The organism is Acetobacterium sp. MES1, assembly GCF_002237635.1.
Classification (GTDB): domain Bacteria; phylum Bacillota; class Clostridia; order Eubacteriales; family Eubacteriaceae; genus Acetobacterium; species Acetobacterium wieringae.
Genome location: NZ_MJUY01000047.1, coordinates 1 through 19,182, shown reverse-complemented (window position 1 = coordinate 19,182; position 19,182 = coordinate 1). Strand labels below are relative to the sequence as shown.

Sequence of the window (19,182 nt, the reverse complement as noted above, 5' to 3'; positions counted from 1 at the left end):
AAATGAGTAAAATTTTAATTGTAGATGATGCGGCTTTTATGCGGATGATGATCAAGGATAGTTTAAAAAAGGGTGGTTATACCGATTTTATCGAAGCTGAAAATGGCGAAATTGCCCTGGCAGAATACAAAGAAAATCGACCGGATTTAGTGCTTCTGGATATTACAATGCCAGTGATGGACGGTATTCAGGCGCTTCAGGCAATTAAAGGATTTGAGCCCCAATCCAAGGTTATTATGTGTTCGGCCATGGGTCAGGAAGGGATGGTCGTCGAAGCCATCAAAAATGGTGCGCTGGATTTTATTGTAAAACCATTTAAAGCAGATCGTCTCCTTCAAACCGTTAATAGTGCCCTTGGCAAATAAAAGAGAGCAGGTTCAAATTGGGTTCGAGTGATGTATTTTCAATTATTCTGGCACTATTGGGAACCATCGGGGTCATTGTTTTAACCTATTATGGAAGCAGATGGTATATTGAACGGTTCATCAAACGGCCAGGATCATTATCAGGCGAACACCATATGAAAGTCATCGAACGATTAATTGTCGGGAAAAACGGTTCAATTATTATCGTTGACATCCAGGGAGTTCAGTACCTGGTTGGCGTCACGGAACATAACATTCAAATTTTATCACAATTGGATGAGCCTATTCCTTATCAAAAAAAGCAGGAACTATCTAAAGAGAGCTTTTTGAGTATGGTAAAATCATTTTCTCAAAAGGAAAAACAGAATGAATGATATAATTGAGACATCAAAAAATAGAAGTGTGCGTTTAAAAAAAATACTGATTAGCCTTACGGTCTTAGCCATTTTGTTTTCTCTGACTGCTGTAAAAGCTTATGGTGCCGAGTTGTCGGTGGAAGGTTTGTTGGCTGGGGAAAGCTCGGATACGGTAAAAATCATTGTTCTGATGACATTGATTGCGATTGTACCGACGCTGCTCTTAATGATGACGTGTTTTGGCAGAATTATTATTGTTCTGTCGTTTTTAAGAAACGCATTAGGCTTGCAACAAACACCTCCCAATCAGATTCTGGTGGGTCTGGCGCTGGCCATCACCTTTTTTGTAATGTCACCGGTTTTAACCGAGATCAATGAGGTGGCATTGCAACCCTACAATGCCGGTACAATAAACACCCAGCAATTTTTGGATTTGGCAGTGGTGCCGATTAAAGAATGGATGTTGATGCAAACCACCACCACGGATGTGGATTTATTTAAAAGTCTGGCAATACAGGCAGGCCAAACCGGTATTGAAAACGTGTCGCCAGCAGACTTGCCCATGACCGTTGTGATTCCTGCCTTTATCATCAGTGAATTGAAACGGGCCTTTTTGATTGGTTTTTTGCTGTTTATCCCTTTTCTGATCATTGACATGATTGTTTCGAGTGTACTTATGTCCATGGGGATGATGATGCTGCCACCGGTTATGATTTCCATGCCATTCAAACTGATGTTGTTTGTGGTGGTGGATGGATGGGGGTTACTCGTCAAAACCCTGATCATGACCTACAATTAAAGAAGGGAGCAGCTAATGAGTACAGGTGATTTAATTGGTATCTTTAGAGATGCAATCTTTACCGGGATGAAGGTGGCAGGTCCCATCCTGTTGATCAGTATGCTGGTGGGCTTGATTATTTCAATTATTCAGGCAGCTACATCCATCAATGAACAGACCATGACATTTGTTCCCAAACTGATCATCACCGCACTGATGATGATTATTGCCGGTGGGTGGATGCTTCAACAGATGATGGATCTGGTCTTTCGGATTTTTGAGCTGATTGCCACCAAGATCTAACAGATAAATATGGGTGATAAATGTGACATTTGACATGAACCAGTATTTGATTTTTTTGCTTGCCAGCTGTCGAACCGCCGGGGTGATTTTTTTTAATCCGATTTTTGGTCGAAACAGTGTCCCCAGTATCGTGAAAGTTGGTTTATCTCTGGCCATTGCGATGTTTGCTGTCTTTGAACTCGGAACGACCCAGGTAATTAATTACAGTTCGATTGAGTTTATCGGGGCGATGCTTCAGGGCTTTATCATAGGTATTGTAATTGGTTTTATCATGACCCTTTTTCTTTCAGTTTTTCAACTGGGTGGAGAAGTTATTGATATGCAAATGGGCTTGAGTATGGCATCCATGTATGACCCGGCCACCAAGGCCAATATCTCAGTGACCGGAAATTTGTTGACTGCGATGTACGTGCTTGTTTTTTTTATTTCAAATGCGCATCTGGCCCTCTTTACCGTAGTGATTAAATCATTTCAGGTTATTCCGCTGGGAGTTGGACAGGTCAGTGATAAGGTGGCTGTATATTTTATCGAATTGATGTACTATATTTTTATCTATGCCGTACAGGTAGCGATCCCCATTATCGTCACTGAAATCGTGTCCGAATTTGCAGTAGGGATCCTGATGCGCCTGGTACCGAACATCAATGTGTTTGTTATCAATATCCAAATTAAAGTTTTCATTGGTTTAATTGTTATCTTCACTTTAATCCCGGCATTGGCTAATTTTATGACTCAAATGAATTTGCTGATGATGGAAAAAATAACTCAGGTACTGACGTTTTTTGTCTAACATCGCTAATAATCGGAGAAAAGAATGGCAGGATCAGAAAAAACCGAAAAAGCAACCCCAAAAAAAAGAAGAGATGAGCGAAAAAAGGGGAATACCTTTCAAAGTAAAGATGTCGTCTCTGTGGTGCTTCTCTTTGTGGCTTTTTTTATCTTAAACCTGCTGGTGCCATTTATCTATCAGCAGATCAAGAATCTCTATATTGCCCAAATGAAGAAAATAATGACCGTGGAGACCCTTACCGTGTCCGGGGTTAATCAGTTATTTCGGGAAGGGGCTTTGGTATTTTTTATTTCCGTGCTGCCGGTGGCAATCGTAATCATGTTTGTTGCAGTTATTATGTCAGGGGTACAAACTGGTTTTCTGGTAACTGGGGATGCATTAAAACCAAAATTTAACCGAATTAATCCACTATCAGGAATCAAGCGGATGTTTTCACTGCGATCACTCGTAGAGCTCCTTAAATCACTGGCCAAGGTAGCGTTGATCATTGCCATTATTTATACCACCATTTTGGCCATGATTCCAATGACACCGGATATGCTAATCACTAAGATTGATGAAAATGTGATGTTTATGATGGATCAGACCATGTCCATGGTTCAGACTGTCTGTATGATTTTTGCGGTTGTGGCCATTCTGGATTATGCCTATCAGCGTTACGACTATGAAAAAAAACTCAAAATGACCAAGCAGGAAGTCAAAGACGAATATAAGCAGACGGAAGGAAACCCCGAAATTAAAGGGAAAATCCGGCAAAAACAACGGGAAATGAGCATGAGCCGGATGATGCAGATGGTCCCACAGGCCGATGTCATTGTCAGAAACCCAACCCATTATGCGGTGGCCTTAAAATATGATGCCGACCAGGATGTGGCCCCGCTGGTATTGGCGAAAGGGAAAGACCATATTGCTCTGCGGATTGTTAAAGTCGCTGAGGAAAACAAGGTACTGGTTAAAGAAAATAAGGGGTTAGCCCGCAGTCTGTATGAATCGGTGGAGATTAATGCCTACATCCCGGCAGAACTCTACAAAGCTGTAGCAGAATTAATGGCTTGGGTTTATAGCACACGTAAAAAGGAAAATGTCAAATGAAAATCATTCAGAACCTTGTCGTTGTCTTTGTAATTCTGACAATCGCCCTTATTATTATACCACTGCCGCCATTTATTCTGGATTTTATGTTTATTTTAAACATATCCATATCCCTGATTATTCTCTTAACAACCATGTACATCAAAGGGCCGTTGGACTTTTCGATCTTTCCATCGCTGCTCCTTATTACAACGCTGTTGCGACTGGCCCTCAACATTTCCTCAACCCGATTGATTCTTTCAAACGGCGGAGAAGCTGGGAAAATCATTGAAACCTTTGGTTCATTTGTTTTGGGCGGTAATGCCGTTGTCGGTTTTATCGTCTTTATCATTATCGTTATTGTCCAGTTTATCGTAATTACCAAGGGGGCTGAGCGAATTTCTGAAGTATCGGCCCGATTTACGCTGGATGCCATGCCCGGAAAGCAGATGTCCATTGATGCCGATCTTAGTTCCGGGGCAATTACCGATGCCGAAGCCAAAGAAAGGCGACAGAAAATTCAAACCGAAGCCGAGTTTTATGGTTCTATGGATGGGGCTACCAAGCTGGTTAAAGGCGATGCGGTCGCTTCAATGATTATTGCGGTCGTCAATCTCGTCGGTGGAATGATTATCGGGATGGTTCAGGGATCCATGCCCCTTGAAGAAGTGGTTTCGGTTTATACCATTGCCACCGTTGGGGATGGTCTGGTCAGCCAGGTACCGGCACTGATGATTTCAGTGGCTACCGCCATGATTGTGACCCGGGCCGCTTCGGAAAACAACCTGAATGTGGATGTCAAGAACCAGTTTTTATCTCAACCCCAGGTTTTGGTCATTGCCGGGATTGGTATTGCGGCCCTGGCTTTTATTCCCGGCGCACCAGCATTTCAAATCCTGCTGTTAGCGGTCATGCTCAGCGGATTTGGTTTACTGATAATCCGTCGCTCCAATGTCAAAGTGGTGGTGGATGAGGTTGAGCAGATGACCCAGCTGATTCAGGAAGAAAGCAGTGAAGTTGATTTTTACCGTAACATCGATAATGTTTATAATATAATCGGGGTGGAACCGATTGAAATGGAGTTTGGTTACTCCCTTTTGCCGATGGTGGATGAAGGCAGCTCCGGGAATTTTATCGACCGGATCGTTATTTTTAGAAAACAATTTGCGATGGACATGGGCGTGGTTATTCCCACTGTTCGATTAAGAGATAATGGACTCATTAACCCCAATCAGTATATAATTAAGATTAAAGGCGAAGAAATTGCCAAGGGCGAAGTTCTGGTTGGCTATTATCTGGCTCTTGATCCGACCAATACCAGCGAACCCATTGATGGGATTGAAACCATTGAGCCAGCCTATGGTATTAAGGGAAAATGGATCACAGAAAATGAGAAAGAATTGGCTGAGGTTTACGGTTACACGGTTATTGATGCCCTTTCGGTGATTGTGACTCATATGTCTGAGGTTATCAAGAAGCATATGCATGAATTGCTGAGTCGTCAGGACATCAATACGCTGCTGGAAAACGTCTCAAAAGCCAACCCGGCCATTGTCGATGATGTCATTCCCAATATTATTTCGATAGCTGATTTCCAGAAAATTCTGATCAACCTCTTAAATGAAGGAATCCCCATCCGGGATATGGAGAGCATCCTGGAAACCCTGGGAGATCATGGTACCAGTATCAAGGATACTGATATGCTTACCGAATACGTCAGACAGAAACTCAAACGAACCATCACTAGAAAATACACCGATGGCAATAGCATCAAGGTTATTGCGCTGGATCAGGAAATTGAGAACATCATCCTCAATTCGGCGAAGAAAAACGAGCATGGCACCTATCTGGCCATCGACCCTCAGGTGGTGCAAACTATTGTCGAAAAGGTAACCGAGCAAATTGAAAAACTCAAGGAAATCATTGATCATTCGATTATTCTCACTTCCCCAATTGTGCGTATTTATTTTAAGCGATTAATTGAACAATTTATGGCAGACCTAACCGTCCTATCCTTTAATGAAATAGATACCAATATTCAGATTCAGGTGATCGGTATGATAAAGTTGGAAAACTAATCAACGCAAATCCTTCTAAAAATAAGGAGTGTCAGAATGAATGTTGCAGAAATAAATAGCGAAAAAAATGAACTGAATGATAATGTATCGGAAGAACAGGCAGTCGATCAGATGCTTGAGCAGTCAGTGGAGACACCAGTGACAGAAAAGCTTGTCGATGAGAAGACGATGGCGCTCTGGCAACTCTATAAAGAACAGCGCACGACTGAGATCCGGAACGAAATCGTTCTGCAATATACCGGTCTGGTTAAGAAAATTGTGTTAAGATTTAAGGGTAGTTACAACAATTTCGGGCAGCTGGACGATATGGTTAACCAGGGGATGATTGTTCTGATTGATGCCGTTGAAAAGTTCGACCCGGAGATGGGGAATAAATTTGAAACTTTTGCTACCTTAAAAATCAGAGGAGCAGTGATTGATTTTATGCGTAAGCAGGATTGGGTCCCCCGCAGCCAGCGGAGTCTTTCAAAGGTGCTGGAAGAAACTTATGGCGAATTATATGCTGCTCTGGAAAGAGAACCCAGTGAAGCAGAAATTGCCGCCAAAATGGGTATATCGGAGGCTAATCTACAGAAGATTTTACAGCAGCGGCATAATGCCATTGTTTTATCATATGAAGAAGCCATCAACGAAAAAATGATGGAAGTCTCGCCGCTGATTACCGAAGAGCGAGCGGATGACTCTCCGGAATCCACCATCCTGTTTGATGAACTGAAAATGAAGTTGGGAGAAGCCATTGATCAGTTAAAGGAAAAGGAACGTTTGGTAGTCTCACTTTATTATTATGAAAATTTAAAACTTAAAGAAATCGCCGAGGTATTGGGTGTGACCGAGTCACGGGTGTCGCAGATTCACTCTCAGGCGATGATAAAAATGAGAAATCGCTTAAAAAATTATTGATAAGAGAACTATTAAATTAAAGAATTATTAATTAGGAGGTATTACAATGGACAGAGGATCCTATTCAGCCGCAGCTGGGATGTTATCCGGACAGCGAGCCATTAATGTCGTGGCTCAGAACGTTGCCAACGTTAGTACGGCCGGCTACAAAAACCAGTCAACAATCCAGGCAACCTTTGCCGAATACATGGCCTCACGGATGAGCACTGATCCCCAAATTGCTCAGGCTGACATTGGCCCCGGTGCCTACATTACAATTAACGACGCGCAGTATATTGATTTTACTCAGGGCGGTTTTGAAACAACCAACCGGTCGGTGGATATGGCCATTCAAGGTCAGGGGTTTTTCGTCATCCAGAATCCAAATTTTGGACAGGTATTGACTCGGAATGGTCAATTTGAATTGGATCAACAGGGCTTTTTAACGCTCCCAGGGGTTGGTCAGGTTTTAAACACAGCCGGTCAGCCGATTCAACTGGCTGGCAGTGATTTCAAGGTGAAACCGGACGGCACCATTGTTCAAAATGGTGCAGAAGTAACCCAGATCAATATCTCAACGGTGGCTAACGCTGCCGATTTAACCCCGGTCGGAGAAGGGTATTTTCAGAGTGCCACCGGCTTTCAATTAGCTCCGGCGGGAACCTTCAACCTGTTTCAGGAGATGATTGAACGATCAAATGTCGATATGACCGAAGAGATGAGTGACATGATTGCCAAACAGAATAATTTTACATCGTGCACACAGATGTTAAAAATATTCGACAAGATCAGTGAAATTGCCTCCAATACCATTGGTAGGGTTGGCTAATAGCGGGATCGCAGTATTTCGGATAACTAATACCGGAACGAAAAAGGAGAAAAACGAGCATGATTAGAGGATTTTATGCAGCAAAAACTGGCCTGATCAGCCAGCAAAATACCTTAAATGTAATTGGAAATAACGTGGCTAATATTAATACCCTGGGCTTTAAACCTCAGGTGGTGGCTTTTGCATCGCTCTTATATGAAAACATCAACGGTGGAGCCGGTGCTGACATCAGTACGGGACACGGTGCCAAAGTACAGAAAATCGGGATTGATTTTACCCAGGGGGAACTGGAACCCACCCGAAGAGAGATGGACTGTGCCATCCAAGGTGACGGCTTTTTCGGAATTCTTAATCGGGAAACAAATGTCGTTACCTATACCCGGGATGGCGTCTTTCACGCCAGCGTCGAAGGTGATCAAAAATATCTGGTGGATATCAGCGGTAACTATGTCTTGGGGAAAGACAACAACCGAATCAATATCACTGCTGGCTATGATAGTGAATTAATCGGTGTTTTTTCATTTCCTAATCGCTATGGTCTGGAATTGTTAGGTGCCAACCAATTTGCACCAACGGCCGATTCGGGCGCCGCTCAGTTAGACAACGTCAGCATTATCAGAACCGGCTATATTGAATCGTCAGCGACCGATTCAGCTTCGGAAATGGTTAAAGTACTTCAGGCCAACAGTGCTTTTTCGTTCAATTCACGAATCATTCAATCCACGGATGACATGGAAAAGACGGTAAATCAACTTAGATAAATAAGATGAAATAAAGAAAAAGCGTAGGGAAAAGGGGATGGATTATGTGTGAGGAGAATGCCAAAACAGAACATGCAGCCTTGATTGAAGTCAGTGTCAGTGATGATAAAAAACAGGCTTTTATCAAACTGGAGAAACAGGAAGAAGGCAACACCGTTTTTACCAGAGAAGAGTTACTGGCCGCTCTGGCTGAGAACCAGATTGTCCACGGGATTATCGAAAGTGCGGTGGAAAAGCTGGCCCAGCGACCGATCTACAAAATTCGGATCAAGGTCGCCGAAGCGACTGACCCGATTGATGGGAATGATGGGGTCGTCAAACTGCTGGTAAAAAAAGACGCTGATTATAAACCGGAATACAGCGAAGATGAAACCATTGATTATAAAAATCTTAATTATTTTCAGATGGTAAAAAAGGGGCAGGTTTTATGCGAGATTACCAAAGAAACTCCGGGAATTGACGGGATAGACCTTTATGGACAGGTGATTCCGGCCCACAAAGGCAGAAAGCCCCAGATACCAGCTGGCAAAAATACCAGCCTGACTGCCGATGAATCCAAACTGCTGGCAGACTGTGACGGTATTATCAAATTTATCAATACCATTAATATTGATGAGATGATGCACATTCGTAAGAATATCGACTTTTCCACCGGCAACATTAATTTCCCTGGAGACGTGACCATTGATGGGGATGTCAGCAGCGGCTTTTCGGTGAAAGCCGGGGGTAATCTGATCATTAAAGGGGTCGTTGAAGATGCTAAAATCGAGGCTGCCGGGAATGTGGTCATTGCCAAGGGTATCTATGGTGGAAGCTCCGGAGATGTGATCGTCGGTCAGGATCTCCGCTGCAATTACATCGAAAATGCTGTTTTGCACGTTGACGGTGATATTACCGTGGATTATATTATTGATGGCAAAATCACCTGTAATGGTAATATTTATCTATCTGGCAGTAAAGAACTGGTGGTTGGTGGTGAAATACAATTGTTGGGTGAGCTGGTCGCCAGGGATATTGGAAATGATCGGGAATATCCCACGATTATTCGGATTCTGGGAGAAAAAATCATTGATCAGGATGAAATCGACCGATTAAGCGCAAAGGCGGCAGAAGTCCGGCAGCAGCTGGCGGATAGCGGCGAAAAAGAAGCCCAGGTAACGGCGCTGTTGCTGGCTCAGGAAAAGAAGGACATGCTCAGTCGTAAACACGACAGCCCCGCCATGGAACAGATCGCCACTCTGAAAAAACAGATTGACCGACAGTTACTGAATCTGAAAAAAGAAATAGCTGAAATAGAAGATGCCATTATTTATGTCAAAAAAAGAGCCAGTGTCTCTTATTACGGATCAGTTTCAGCAAAACGAAAACTCTACCGGGGCACCCGGATTTATTTTGGCGAAATGCCCTTTTCATTCGAATTCGACAGCCTGGATCACTGCAAAATATATTGGGACAACGATACGATTATAAACGGAATGCTGTAATAAAGAGAAAAATGATTGAGGAGAAAGAGGTATAAATTTGTTCGAGAACTATGATGAACTGAATGAAATGCAAATTGATATGCTCCGGGAGATCGGTAATATCGGGGCTGGCAATGCGGCCACAGCGCTGGCCACAATCCTGGATGAAAAGGTGGACATGAGTGTTCCCTCGGTTCGGATCACCGGTTTTGATGAGGCAGTTGCCAATCTGGGCGGGGCCGAAACCATGACAGTAGCGGTGCTGGTCAATTTCAGCGGCGACGCTCACGGGATGATTATGTTTTTACTTAACGTGGAAGATGCAAAAAGTATTATGGACATTCTGGTGGGTGAAGATGATGGCGAAGAAGGACTCAGCGAAATGAAGATTTCCGGCATCAAAGAAATTGGAAATATTCTGGCTTCATCCTATGTCAATGCCATTTCGGCCTTAACTGGGCTGACCATTGAGGTATCCGTTCCCTATGTGGCCATCGACATGGTCGGGGCTCTGATGAGTGTGCCGATTATTGAATTTGGTGCAATTGGTGACAAATTAATGTTTATTGAAGAAAATTTCCTGGGCGAAACCAACGATTTAAAGAGCAACATGATTATGTTTGCCGAGATCAATACATTAAAAACGATTATGCAAAAACTAGGGCTGGAAATATGAGTCAGGCAATTGTAATTGGAATATCGGATTATAAATTAGCCAAAGGCCCGGAAGTATTGGTCACCTATGCTTTGGGTTCCTGTGTGGGCGTATGTTTGTATGACAAAGTCACAAAGGTTGGCGGTTTATCGCATATTATGCTACCGGACAGTACTAATTTTTCAAATAAGGACATCAATCGCAAAAAATTTGCAGATACTGCCATTGTGGATCTGGTAGACGAGATGAAACGAGCCGGATGCGGCAATAACCGCATCGTTGCAAAAATTGCTGGTGGAGCCCAAATGTTTGAGGTTCAGCCTGGCAGCAAGCTGGGCGCCATCGGGGAGCGCAATATTCTTTGCGTCAAGCAGGTATTGAGCCAGCTACGGATTCCCATTCTGGCCGAAGATACGGGACTAAATTTTGGACGAACCCAATATTTTGATCTGGCTACGGGAATTATGAAGATACAGTCTCTGAATCGCCGGATTGAGGAATTTTAAAGCTAGTTCAGTTGAATATAGTATTATTTCGTAGGGGCGATCCGAGATCGCCCGCACACTACTTGAATAATTCGATTAGTTCAATTTTCAAGGTTCTTTAATTTATTAATATGGTTTTAAATCAAAATAACCAATTATTTGTTGAACACGTTGTGCTCAGCATTTTTTTGAATATAAATTTACACATCATTCACAGTAAGTTTAAACGCTATTAATCAGGGTAAAAAGAGAACAAGAATTTTGTTAAAGAGATGAATAAATTAGGGTGTACCTTTTTCGGCGTTTCAAGTATAATGGTTACAATGAAAACTTTAAAAAATATTTGAAGAGGAGATTTATAATGGCAGAAAATGTTGTAGATAATTACAATCTGGAAGAAGATACTCAGCACGGTAGATTTCTAACCTTTTCCTTAGAAGATGAAGTATTTGGCATTGAAATAAAATATGTAACTGAAATCATTGGAATGCAGTCGATTACCAAGGTTCCGGAGGTACCGACCTACATTAAAGGGATCATCAATCTGCGGGGAAAAATTATTCCGGTGCTTGATGTCCGTCTGCAGTTTGGCAAAGAACCGGTGGACTATAATGATCGTACCTGTATTGTGGTTATTGATATTGAAGCGGTTTCGGTGGGCCTGATTGTCGATAACGTGGAAGAGGTTCTGACCATTGACGATGAAGAAATTGCGCCACCGCCATCCAACAAAACCGGCTTTGAAAATCGCTTTATGAAAGGGATTGGTAAAGCTGGTGGCAAGGTTCAATTATTGCTGGATTGTGAACGCCTGCTGAAGAATGAAGAAATCGAAGTGATTGAAGAATTGCTTGAAGAAAAATAAGTGGAGGATCCGTGATGAGACTTAAGCAAAGAATTAAGGTGCTGATCGTAGACGATTCCCTGGTCTTTCGTGAGTCTTTATCAAGGGAAATATCGAAAGATCCTGACATTGAAGTCGTTGGAACGGCAACTGACCCCTACATGGCCAGAGATTTGATCATTAAACTAAAGCCCGACGTCTTAACCCTGGACGTTGAAATGCCCAAAATGAATGGCATTGAATTCTTAAAAAAACTGATGCCGCAGTATCCCTTGCCGGTCATTGTCGTCAGCTCGGTTTCCAAAAACGTTCTCGATGCTTTAGACGCCGGGGCCGTGGAATTTGTCACCAAACCCAATGTCACCCGCCCCGGGGGGATGGCATCTTTTGTTAATGAACTGATTATCAAAATAAAAATTGCCTCCACCGCCAAGGTTGGCAATCGCAAAAGCGACTATACACCAAGCCGAACGGTAACCAATCAGGGCATTGATACGATGAGTAAGATCATTGCCATTGGTGCCTCCACTGGCGGAACCGATGCGATCCATACGGTAATCTCCAGTCTGCCCCGGGATATGCCTCCGATTATCATTGTCCAGCATATGCCTCCGGTGTTTACTAAGCTCTATGCCGAGCGTCTGAATAACACCTGCGAACTGGAAGTCAAAGAGGCCGAGGATGGTGACGCCTTAAGACCCGGCCGGGTTCTGATCGCCCCCGGAAATTTCCAGATGCGTCTGGCCAAACGGGGTACCGGTTATATTGTTAAATGCACCCAGGAAGAAAAAGTCAGCGGACATTGTCCCTCGGTTGATGTTCTTTTCGATTCAGTGGCGGCTGTGGCCGGGAGACAGTCGGTGGGTGTTATTCTCACAGGTATGGGCCGGGACGGCGCAAATGGTCTCCTGAAGATGAAAAAAACCGGAGCCTACACCATCGGTCAGGACGAAAAATCTTCGGTAGTCTACGGTATGCCGATGGTGGCCTATAACATCGGTGCTGTTGACAAACAATTGCCACTTGATCGCATTGCCGACGAAATTATCCGATTTTTGTCGAAATAAGGCCGATGCTGGTAACGGGCGAACACGGTTCGCCCCTACGAACTAAAAAATACCAACGCAATAATAAAAAACCAACGTAATGCATCATCCCGTAGGGGCGATCCGAGATCGCCCACAACGTCGATGTCAAATCGAATGTTAATCAAAAAATCATGCCGTTGCCCGGGCGGGTACTACCCGCTCCTACGAACCAAAACCACCAGTGTAATAATAAAAAACCAACGTAACACTTCATCCCGTAGGGGCGATCATTGATCGCCCGCCCCCACATCTCCTGAATCCAGACACCATCACTTAAGCGGCGGTCTGGATTTTTTTCTTCATCCCGCCATCATTATTTTTCTTTCTTTTGCTAAAGTTTTCTTTTATAATGACGATAAGTATAACAAGCAGAAATATCACCAAAATTCAGACAAATTTTAATAAAATAGATTATTATATAGAGGAGGTAAAGTCATGAAAATATCATTAGGCAATAATCCCGCTGTTCAATCCAAAATTGGTCAGGATACCGCAACCGAATCAGCCCGTCGTGTTAATGCTGAAAACAAGAAAAATCCCGTTGCCAAGACCGACAGCACCGATATTTCCAACAGCCGTAGCGGATCATTTGAAGACAGCCGGGTTGCCACCGCTAAATCAGCCATTTTGTATGACGTCACCGTCAAAGATTCAAACCGTTTAAGCGAGCTTAAAGCTGCCGTTCAAAACGGTACCTATCACGTAGCCACCAGTGATCTGGTTGATGCGATTTTAAAATAAGTTCCCGGCCCTTTGAAGCAGTCGGGAACTTGATTCGAGGAGGCTTAATATGCTTGAAACAAAAGAATATCAAGAAACACTCGATAGTTTTTATAACTATCTTTTCGGGGTTATTAAGCTTCATCGGGATACCATACCCAAACTTAAAGATGAGTTGATGCTGATTCAGAGCAATAGCATCGATGAGCTAAATGATAACCTTAATCATCAGCAGATATTTTTGTATCAAATTAAAACTTTTGATCAGGATGTTACGACCTACATGGAAAAGCTGGGTGTCAGTGGAGAAAACATCTCTGAAGTAATTAAACAGTTACCCGAAGAAGAACAAAAACGATTTGAAGAATTGCTGGCCGAATTTAAAGAAACAGCCAAAGAAATTAAGTTTTATAAAGATAAATGTCAGACCCTGCTTCAGACAAAACTGCATACCGTCAATAAAAGTATTGCTCAGTTTAAAGCAAAACAGGATAAAATGACGTATGGCGAAGATGGAAAAGAAGAAGGCAGTGTCAAACTTCCCAGCGCTTTTGAAAAGAGTGTTTAAAATAGATTAAGGAGAAATGATATGACAGCAACATTTGTATCATATAATATCGCCAGTCGGGCCATGAACGCCAGCCAGGCCAGCATTAATATCGTGGGGAATAATATTTCCAATGTTAATACCGAAGGATACACCCGGCAACGGGTCGATATTGTGTCGGTGACCACCAGTGGAAAGGTTGAAAAATATGCAACGCCAGTGGTTTCAACCGGCCTTGGCTCCAAGGCAACCGGTACCACTCAGCTTCGTGACCCTTACATTGATGCCCGGTATCGCAATCAGAATTCCGAAAACAACCGCTACGAAACCATGGTTAAGGGTCTTAGCAACCTTGAAGATGTCTTTGACGAAGCCTCAGCCGAAGCCCTCCAGGGGGAATTGTCCAGCTATATCAACGATCTGCAGAGTTTGTCACAAACGCCAACCAGCTCGGACATTGCCCAGGTGGTGAGGTCAGCTGCCGAAAAAGTCACCCAGATGCTTAACATGTATGCCAATCAATTGGATGAAATTCGTACAGAGCAAACCGAAAACCTGGAAGTTACCGTTAAGAGTGAATTTAATACTTATGTTAAAAATATTGCAGCGCTGAATGAACAGATCCAACGGGAAGAGATTTATGGCAATACACCCAATGAACTGTATGATCAGCGCAATTTGCTGATTGATAAGCTTTCAGAGGTTTCCAACGTCAAAGTTAGCATGTCTCCCGCTGATCGGATTTCGGAGAACCTCTCCATTCCGCATTATCGCATCACCATTGAAAATCCCAGCGGTGGCGAACCCATCCTGATTGTCGATAATGATAAATACGCCGAAATGAGTCTGGATGCCACCATTGATCCCCTTGATGTAAAACTTTCAATTACGGATACGGCCGGCAATTTAAGAGATGATGCCAATAGTCTCGTCACTAACGGTAAGCTTGAGGGCTATTTAAGCATTATCAACGGTAAAGGCAGCTTTGCCAGTGCAACGGAGAATGATGCCAAGGGCATTTATTACTATAATGAAAAGATTGACATTTTTGCCAAACAGTTTGCCGATACCATGAATAAATTAAACAGTGAAATTTATGAATCGGATGGTGCAGGCGGATATGTGCTCAATGATTACAGCACCGATCCCAAGAATCTCTTTACCGATGCGTCTGGTACATCAACTACAAACCTGACCGCCCGAAACATTCAGGTGTCAACGGCCTGGCTCAGTAACCCATCATATATTAATACCACCCGTAAGCCAGCCATTGATCCAACTCCGACAGGCTATGAAGCAACGCCAGCTGGTTCGGACAATGTGCTGCGAATGATTGAAAATATGAGCAGTAAAGTTGACTTTAAGGACAGTAATGGCAATACCATTTTAAATGGAACCTTTAATGAATACATGACCAGTGTGGTCAGTGAAGTGGGGACGGATGTGGAGTTATATACCAATTTCTCTAAAACTGCCACTAACGTGTTCCAGACCATTTCCGATGCCAGAGACTCGGTTTCTGGGGTTTCACTCAATGAAGAAGGAATCAACCTTTCATCTTTCCAGAAGATTTACGGAGCAGCGGTGCGGTATTTTAACGTACTGGATGAAAATCTCGATACGATTATTAATCGGATGGGTGTCTGATTACCGTAGAATGAAAACAAATATAAAACGATTATAACAGGAAGGGAAGTGAAATTATGCGAATTACCTATCGAATGATGACCTCAAAATATTCAACCAATTTAAATAGTTTGTCATCAGATTTAGATAAACTAAATACCCAGGTGGCAACTGGACGAAAATACGCCAAAACTTCTGAGGATGTGTCATCGGCAGTACGGGGCTATCAGATCAGACGGAATCTGGCTAAGGTAGAGGGATATCGGGATAATATTCAACATGCCGATGGATTTCTAACCAACTCTGAAACGACGTTAGGTCAGATTGAATCATCGCTGGCTGAAGCCACTGATAAAATATTGCAGGGGATGAATGGCACCCAAAGTGAAGGTGACCGAAAGATTATTGCCAGTGAACTGCGCACCATCCAAGCTCAAATGCTGGAAACTATGAACACCGAGGTAACCGGGATGTACCTGTTTGGCGGCAGCAATAATCAGAAACCATTTGAAGTTGTTGATGGAAAATTACAGTATAATGGTGTGAAACTAGATGATCTGGTTAAGGGTTCAGTTGAAGCAGAGACACTGGAAAAAGACAGCATGTATGTCGATATTGGCTTGGGCGTTAAATTTGATGATGCTACTGGCGAGGTTGACCGTAATTCAGTTTTCAATTATTCATTTCCGGGGCTGAGCTTTATGGGGATGGGAACTGATGCTTCAGTAATCACCGGAGAAGATGTTTCTAACAATCTATATGATCTGCTGGGACGGATTGCAACTGAATTTGAAAAATCAGATGGAGATTATTCTGTTGAGAAAGTCGATAGCCTTTATGGGATGTTTAAGGAAAACAGTCTAAAAACCTATCAAGCAACCACAGAAATTGGTGCAAAAACCCAGTATCTGCAATTTATGACTAGCCGTTATGAAACTCAGGATTTTAACCTACAGGAACGACAGACTCAGGTTGAAGGTGTTGATGCTGCCTATACCTATATCGCTTTTCAAAGTCAAAAGGTCGCTTATCAGGCGGCCTTACAAATGGGGCAAAGTGTGGTACAGCAGTCCGTTTTTGATTATATGTCTTAAATAAGGAAGAAAGGAGAATGCTATGGAACAGTTAATTACGATTGAAACCGTCCCAATTAAGATTGAATATGTTGAGAAGGAACCGCTGGCGTTATCATCCGTTCATGCGCAAAATCGTCAAGCTGAAAATCAGATTGAAGCGCAGCCGGTTCAGACTCTCCCAATTCGCATCAACCTTCAGGATTCCTTTGTTCCCAGTTCTACCTATAATTGGGATAACTCGACCTATACCGCAACAGCCAAGATTGGTGATGACGGCAATCTAAAACTGAATATTCAAATGGAAGATGGGGATTCCCGGGCGATCCGGTTTACCCAGGCCAACCGTAGCATTAATTCAATGGCAAGAAAAATGGAAAGCGAGCTTAATCCTGAGTACGCTAATATGGAGCTGAGCATTCCGATGGCTTCATTGCCAAGTGCGATGCCGACGGTTGACAATTTTAAAACAGAGTTTATGCCTCCTGATTTGAAGCTGGTCGTTACCCAGCGAGCCGACGTTGTTATTAAATATGTCGGTGGACCGATCTATGTACCACCCAGTGCAGACCCTAATTATAAACCGCCACTTGGGTTTGAACAGCAGCTTAATGGTTCGGTTGCACCACTTTTGGATGAAAAAGTATAATGATAAAGAATAGAAAAACTGATCATAGTTCAAGTTTACTTAAACGCTGAGATTGGTTTTTCTTTTTTGTTTTTTTTTGAAAAAGTTCTAAACTCATAGACACAATAGCCGATAATAAATACAACAAAGAAAGATCATGTTATTAAAAAGGCCAATTAAAAATTCAAGAAAAGTATAAAAGTTTCTAAAGTTAAAGAAAACTTGGCCGATATTAATAACAAGAGCGAAAAAGCTTATAATTTGGCGGACCTTGCGTACGGAGGAAGGCCTACAAATTAAAGAATAATAAAAAAACGGAGGAAAAAACAATGAGAATCAATCATAACATTGCAGCATTAAACACTTACAATAAGTTATCTGCAAACACGGCGGCTACTTCTAAGTCATTAGAAAAATTATCTTCAGGTTTAAAAATTAACAGAGCTGGCGATAACGCAGCTGGCTTGGCAATTTCAGAAAAAATGCGTGGTCAGATTTCGGGTTTAAACACATCTTCAAGCAATGCCAGTGATGGTATTTCACTAATCCAAACTGCTGAGGGGGCTTTAAACGAAACCCATTCAATTCTTCAAAGAATGAGAGAGCTGGCTGTACAATCTTCAAATGATACTAACACCGATGCAGATCGCGGTGAAATTCAAAAAGAAATCAACCAGTTGACAAAGGAAATTGACAGAATTTCTAACGATACTGAATTTAATACACAAAAACTGTTAAATGGTGATAAAGCTATTAAAACAACAACAAGTGTTTCAGGTGTAACAAATGATAATGTCAGTGTTGAGGCGGGCGTCGCTGGAGGCACATATAAAGTTGTGACTGATATCACTGCAGCAAGCGTTACTGGTATTTCTGCTACAGGAACAGGTTTCGCAAATGCAAGTGGAACGGTACAACTTAGTGGAGCTGATCTTGGTACAACCGATTTAAAGGCAGGTACATACACAATTACGGTAGATTCAACAGCTAAAACAGCTTCATTAACTGATGTTGATGGAAGACTAGTTGAATCAATCGATACTACAGGCACAAGCAAAGTAATAGGTGGAATTGATATTTCAGTTGGTGCTGCAACAGATGGAACACTTACTTTTACTGTTGGTACAGCTAAGAAAGAAGAAATAACAGTTACAAACGCTGCTGGTAAAGAAGTTAAAGGAATAAATGTTGAGCTAAATTATGATGCTGCTGATGCAAGTGGTTCGATTGTAGTTGATGCAAAAAATGTATTAACTTTCCAGATTGGAGCAAACACAGGTCAATCTACTACTTTAGGAATTGACAACATGAGTGCGAAAGAACTTGGTGTTGATGCATTGGATTTAACAAAACAGTCCACTGCAAATAGTGCTATTACTACAATTGATGATGCTATTGCTGAAGTTTCATCTCAAAGAGCGAAATTAGGAGCTGTTCAAAATCGATTGGAACACACCATTAACAACCTAGGCACATCAGCTGAAAACTTAAGTTCAGCTGAATCTCGTATCCGTGATGTTGATATGGCTAAAGAAATGATGGAATTTACCAAGAATAATATTCTTTCTCAAGCGGCTCAATCGATGCTTGCTCAGGCAAATCAACAACCACAGAACGTACTTCAATTATTACAATAATTAATTTTAAAAAAGCTGCCTAATGTCATTAACATTAGAAAAGAAAAACCGCTGAGAAATTGGCGGTTTTTTCTATTTATTTAGACTTTAGTCTGTTGAGCACGCAAAACGTGCGAAATAATAAACCACCTGCTATGCGGGTGGTGGGCAAAAGGGTTATACCCAAAAATCACCTTTCCATGTAAGATAGAGATGTTCAGGCTCTA

The 19,182-nt window shown here is 42.4% G+C and carries 21 protein-coding genes; all 21 read left to right on the top strand.

Annotation, left to right across the window (positions count from 1 at the left end; translation table 11 throughout):
• The first annotated feature begins 2 nt into the window (after nucleotides 1-2).
• A complete protein-coding gene (locus BI182_RS12340; RefSeq protein ID WP_070371898.1) occupies nucleotides 3-365 on the top strand; it encodes a response regulator in 363 nt (120 codons plus the stop codon).
• A gap of 17 nt (nucleotides 366-382) precedes the next feature.
• Nucleotides 383-739, top strand: coding sequence for a FliO/MopB family protein (locus tag BI182_RS12335; protein WP_070371899.1), 357 nt, complete (start codon nucleotides 383-385; stop codon nucleotides 737-739).
• Nucleotides 732-1,520: a flagellar type III secretion system pore protein FliP gene (gene fliP / locus BI182_RS12330; RefSeq protein WP_070371900.1), complete on the top strand. Its 789-nt coding sequence runs from the start codon at nucleotides 732-734 to the stop codon at nucleotides 1,518-1,520. The genes BI182_RS12335 and fliP overlap by 8 nt, the downstream gene beginning before the upstream one ends.
• A 15-nt stretch (nucleotides 1,521-1,535) precedes the next feature.
• Complete coding sequence (gene fliQ, locus BI182_RS12325; protein ID WP_070371901.1) at nucleotides 1,536-1,802, top strand: flagellar biosynthesis protein FliQ; 267 nt, start codon at nucleotides 1,536-1,538, stop codon at nucleotides 1,800-1,802.
• 22 nt (nucleotides 1,803-1,824) lie between these two features.
• On the top strand, nucleotides 1,825-2,592 hold the full coding sequence (fliR, locus tag BI182_RS12320; RefSeq protein ID WP_286808309.1) for a flagellar biosynthetic protein FliR: 768 nt from the start codon (nucleotides 1,825-1,827) through the stop codon (nucleotides 2,590-2,592).
• Between the two features lie 24 nt (nucleotides 2,593-2,616).
• Complete coding sequence (gene flhB / locus BI182_RS12315) at nucleotides 2,617-3,684, top strand: flagellar biosynthesis protein FlhB (protein ID WP_286808307.1); 1,068 nt, start codon at nucleotides 2,617-2,619, stop codon at nucleotides 3,682-3,684.
• Nucleotides 3,681-5,741: a flagellar biosynthesis protein FlhA gene (flhA, locus tag BI182_RS12310; RefSeq protein ID WP_070371904.1), complete on the top strand. Its 2,061-nt coding sequence runs from the start codon at nucleotides 3,681-3,683 to the stop codon at nucleotides 5,739-5,741. The genes flhB and flhA overlap by 4 nt, the downstream gene beginning before the upstream one ends.
• Nucleotides 5,742-5,777: 36 nt before the next feature.
• Complete coding sequence (locus BI182_RS12305) at nucleotides 5,778-6,641, top strand: sigma-70 family RNA polymerase sigma factor (protein WP_286808306.1); 864 nt, start codon at nucleotides 5,778-5,780, stop codon at nucleotides 6,639-6,641.
• A gap of 46 nt (nucleotides 6,642-6,687) precedes the next feature.
• A complete protein-coding gene (locus BI182_RS12300; RefSeq protein WP_286808304.1) occupies nucleotides 6,688-7,449 on the top strand; it encodes a flagellar hook-basal body protein in 762 nt (253 codons plus the stop codon).
• 59 nt (nucleotides 7,450-7,508) lie between these two features.
• Nucleotides 7,509-8,210, top strand: coding sequence for a flagellar hook-basal body protein (locus tag BI182_RS12295; protein ID WP_070371906.1), 702 nt, complete (start codon nucleotides 7,509-7,511; stop codon nucleotides 8,208-8,210).
• A 44-nt stretch (nucleotides 8,211-8,254) separates the two neighbouring features.
• The gene (locus BI182_RS12290; RefSeq protein WP_070371907.1) at nucleotides 8,255-9,694 is read left to right on the top strand and encodes a FapA family protein; all 1,440 of its coding nucleotides are present in this window, start codon (nucleotides 8,255-8,257) and stop codon (nucleotides 9,692-9,694) included.
• A gap of 37 nt (nucleotides 9,695-9,731) precedes the next feature.
• Nucleotides 9,732-10,349, top strand: a complete 618-nt coding sequence (locus BI182_RS12285) for a chemotaxis protein CheC (RefSeq protein ID WP_084633694.1) — start codon at nucleotides 9,732-9,734, stop codon at nucleotides 10,347-10,349.
• Nucleotides 10,346-10,834 carry a chemotaxis protein CheD gene (locus BI182_RS12280; RefSeq protein WP_070371908.1) on the top strand — a complete coding sequence of 163 codons (489 nt, stop codon included), beginning with the start codon at nucleotides 10,346-10,348 and terminating at the stop codon, nucleotides 10,832-10,834. Before BI182_RS12285 ends, BI182_RS12280 begins: the two co-directional genes overlap by 4 nt.
• Before the next feature lie 340 nt (nucleotides 10,835-11,174).
• Nucleotides 11,175-11,678 carry a chemotaxis protein CheW gene (locus BI182_RS12275; protein ID WP_026395950.1) on the top strand — a complete coding sequence of 168 codons (504 nt, stop codon included), beginning with the start codon at nucleotides 11,175-11,177 and terminating at the stop codon, nucleotides 11,676-11,678.
• A 14-nt stretch (nucleotides 11,679-11,692) separates the two neighbouring features.
• Nucleotides 11,693-12,724: a protein-glutamate methylesterase/protein-glutamine glutaminase gene (locus BI182_RS12270; RefSeq protein WP_070371909.1), complete on the top strand. Its 1,032-nt coding sequence runs from the start codon at nucleotides 11,693-11,695 to the stop codon at nucleotides 12,722-12,724.
• 456 nt (nucleotides 12,725-13,180) lie between these two features.
• Nucleotides 13,181-13,486, top strand: coding sequence for a flagellar biosynthesis anti-sigma factor FlgM (locus tag BI182_RS12265; protein ID WP_286808300.1), 306 nt, complete (start codon nucleotides 13,181-13,183; stop codon nucleotides 13,484-13,486).
• 49 nt (nucleotides 13,487-13,535) lie between these two features.
• Nucleotides 13,536-14,033: a flagellar protein FlgN gene (locus tag BI182_RS12260; RefSeq protein ID WP_148637480.1), complete on the top strand. Its 498-nt coding sequence runs from the start codon at nucleotides 13,536-13,538 to the stop codon at nucleotides 14,031-14,033.
• Between the two features lie 21 nt (nucleotides 14,034-14,054).
• Nucleotides 14,055-15,659, top strand: a complete 1,605-nt coding sequence (gene flgK, locus BI182_RS12255; RefSeq protein WP_286808299.1) for a flagellar hook-associated protein FlgK — start codon at nucleotides 14,055-14,057, stop codon at nucleotides 15,657-15,659.
• A 56-nt stretch (nucleotides 15,660-15,715) separates the two neighbouring features.
• On the top strand, nucleotides 15,716-16,732 hold the full coding sequence (locus tag BI182_RS12250; RefSeq protein WP_286808297.1) for a flagellin N-terminal helical domain-containing protein: 1,017 nt from the start codon (nucleotides 15,716-15,718) through the stop codon (nucleotides 16,730-16,732).
• A gap of 22 nt (nucleotides 16,733-16,754) precedes the next feature.
• Nucleotides 16,755-17,360 carry a hypothetical protein gene (locus BI182_RS12245; RefSeq protein ID WP_286808296.1) on the top strand — a complete coding sequence of 202 codons (606 nt, stop codon included), beginning with the start codon at nucleotides 16,755-16,757 and terminating at the stop codon, nucleotides 17,358-17,360.
• A gap of 308 nt (nucleotides 17,361-17,668) precedes the next feature.
• On the top strand, nucleotides 17,669-18,976 hold the full coding sequence (locus BI182_RS12240) for a flagellin N-terminal helical domain-containing protein (protein WP_286808294.1): 1,308 nt from the start codon (nucleotides 17,669-17,671) through the stop codon (nucleotides 18,974-18,976).
• Nucleotides 18,977-19,182: the final 206 nt, after the last annotated feature.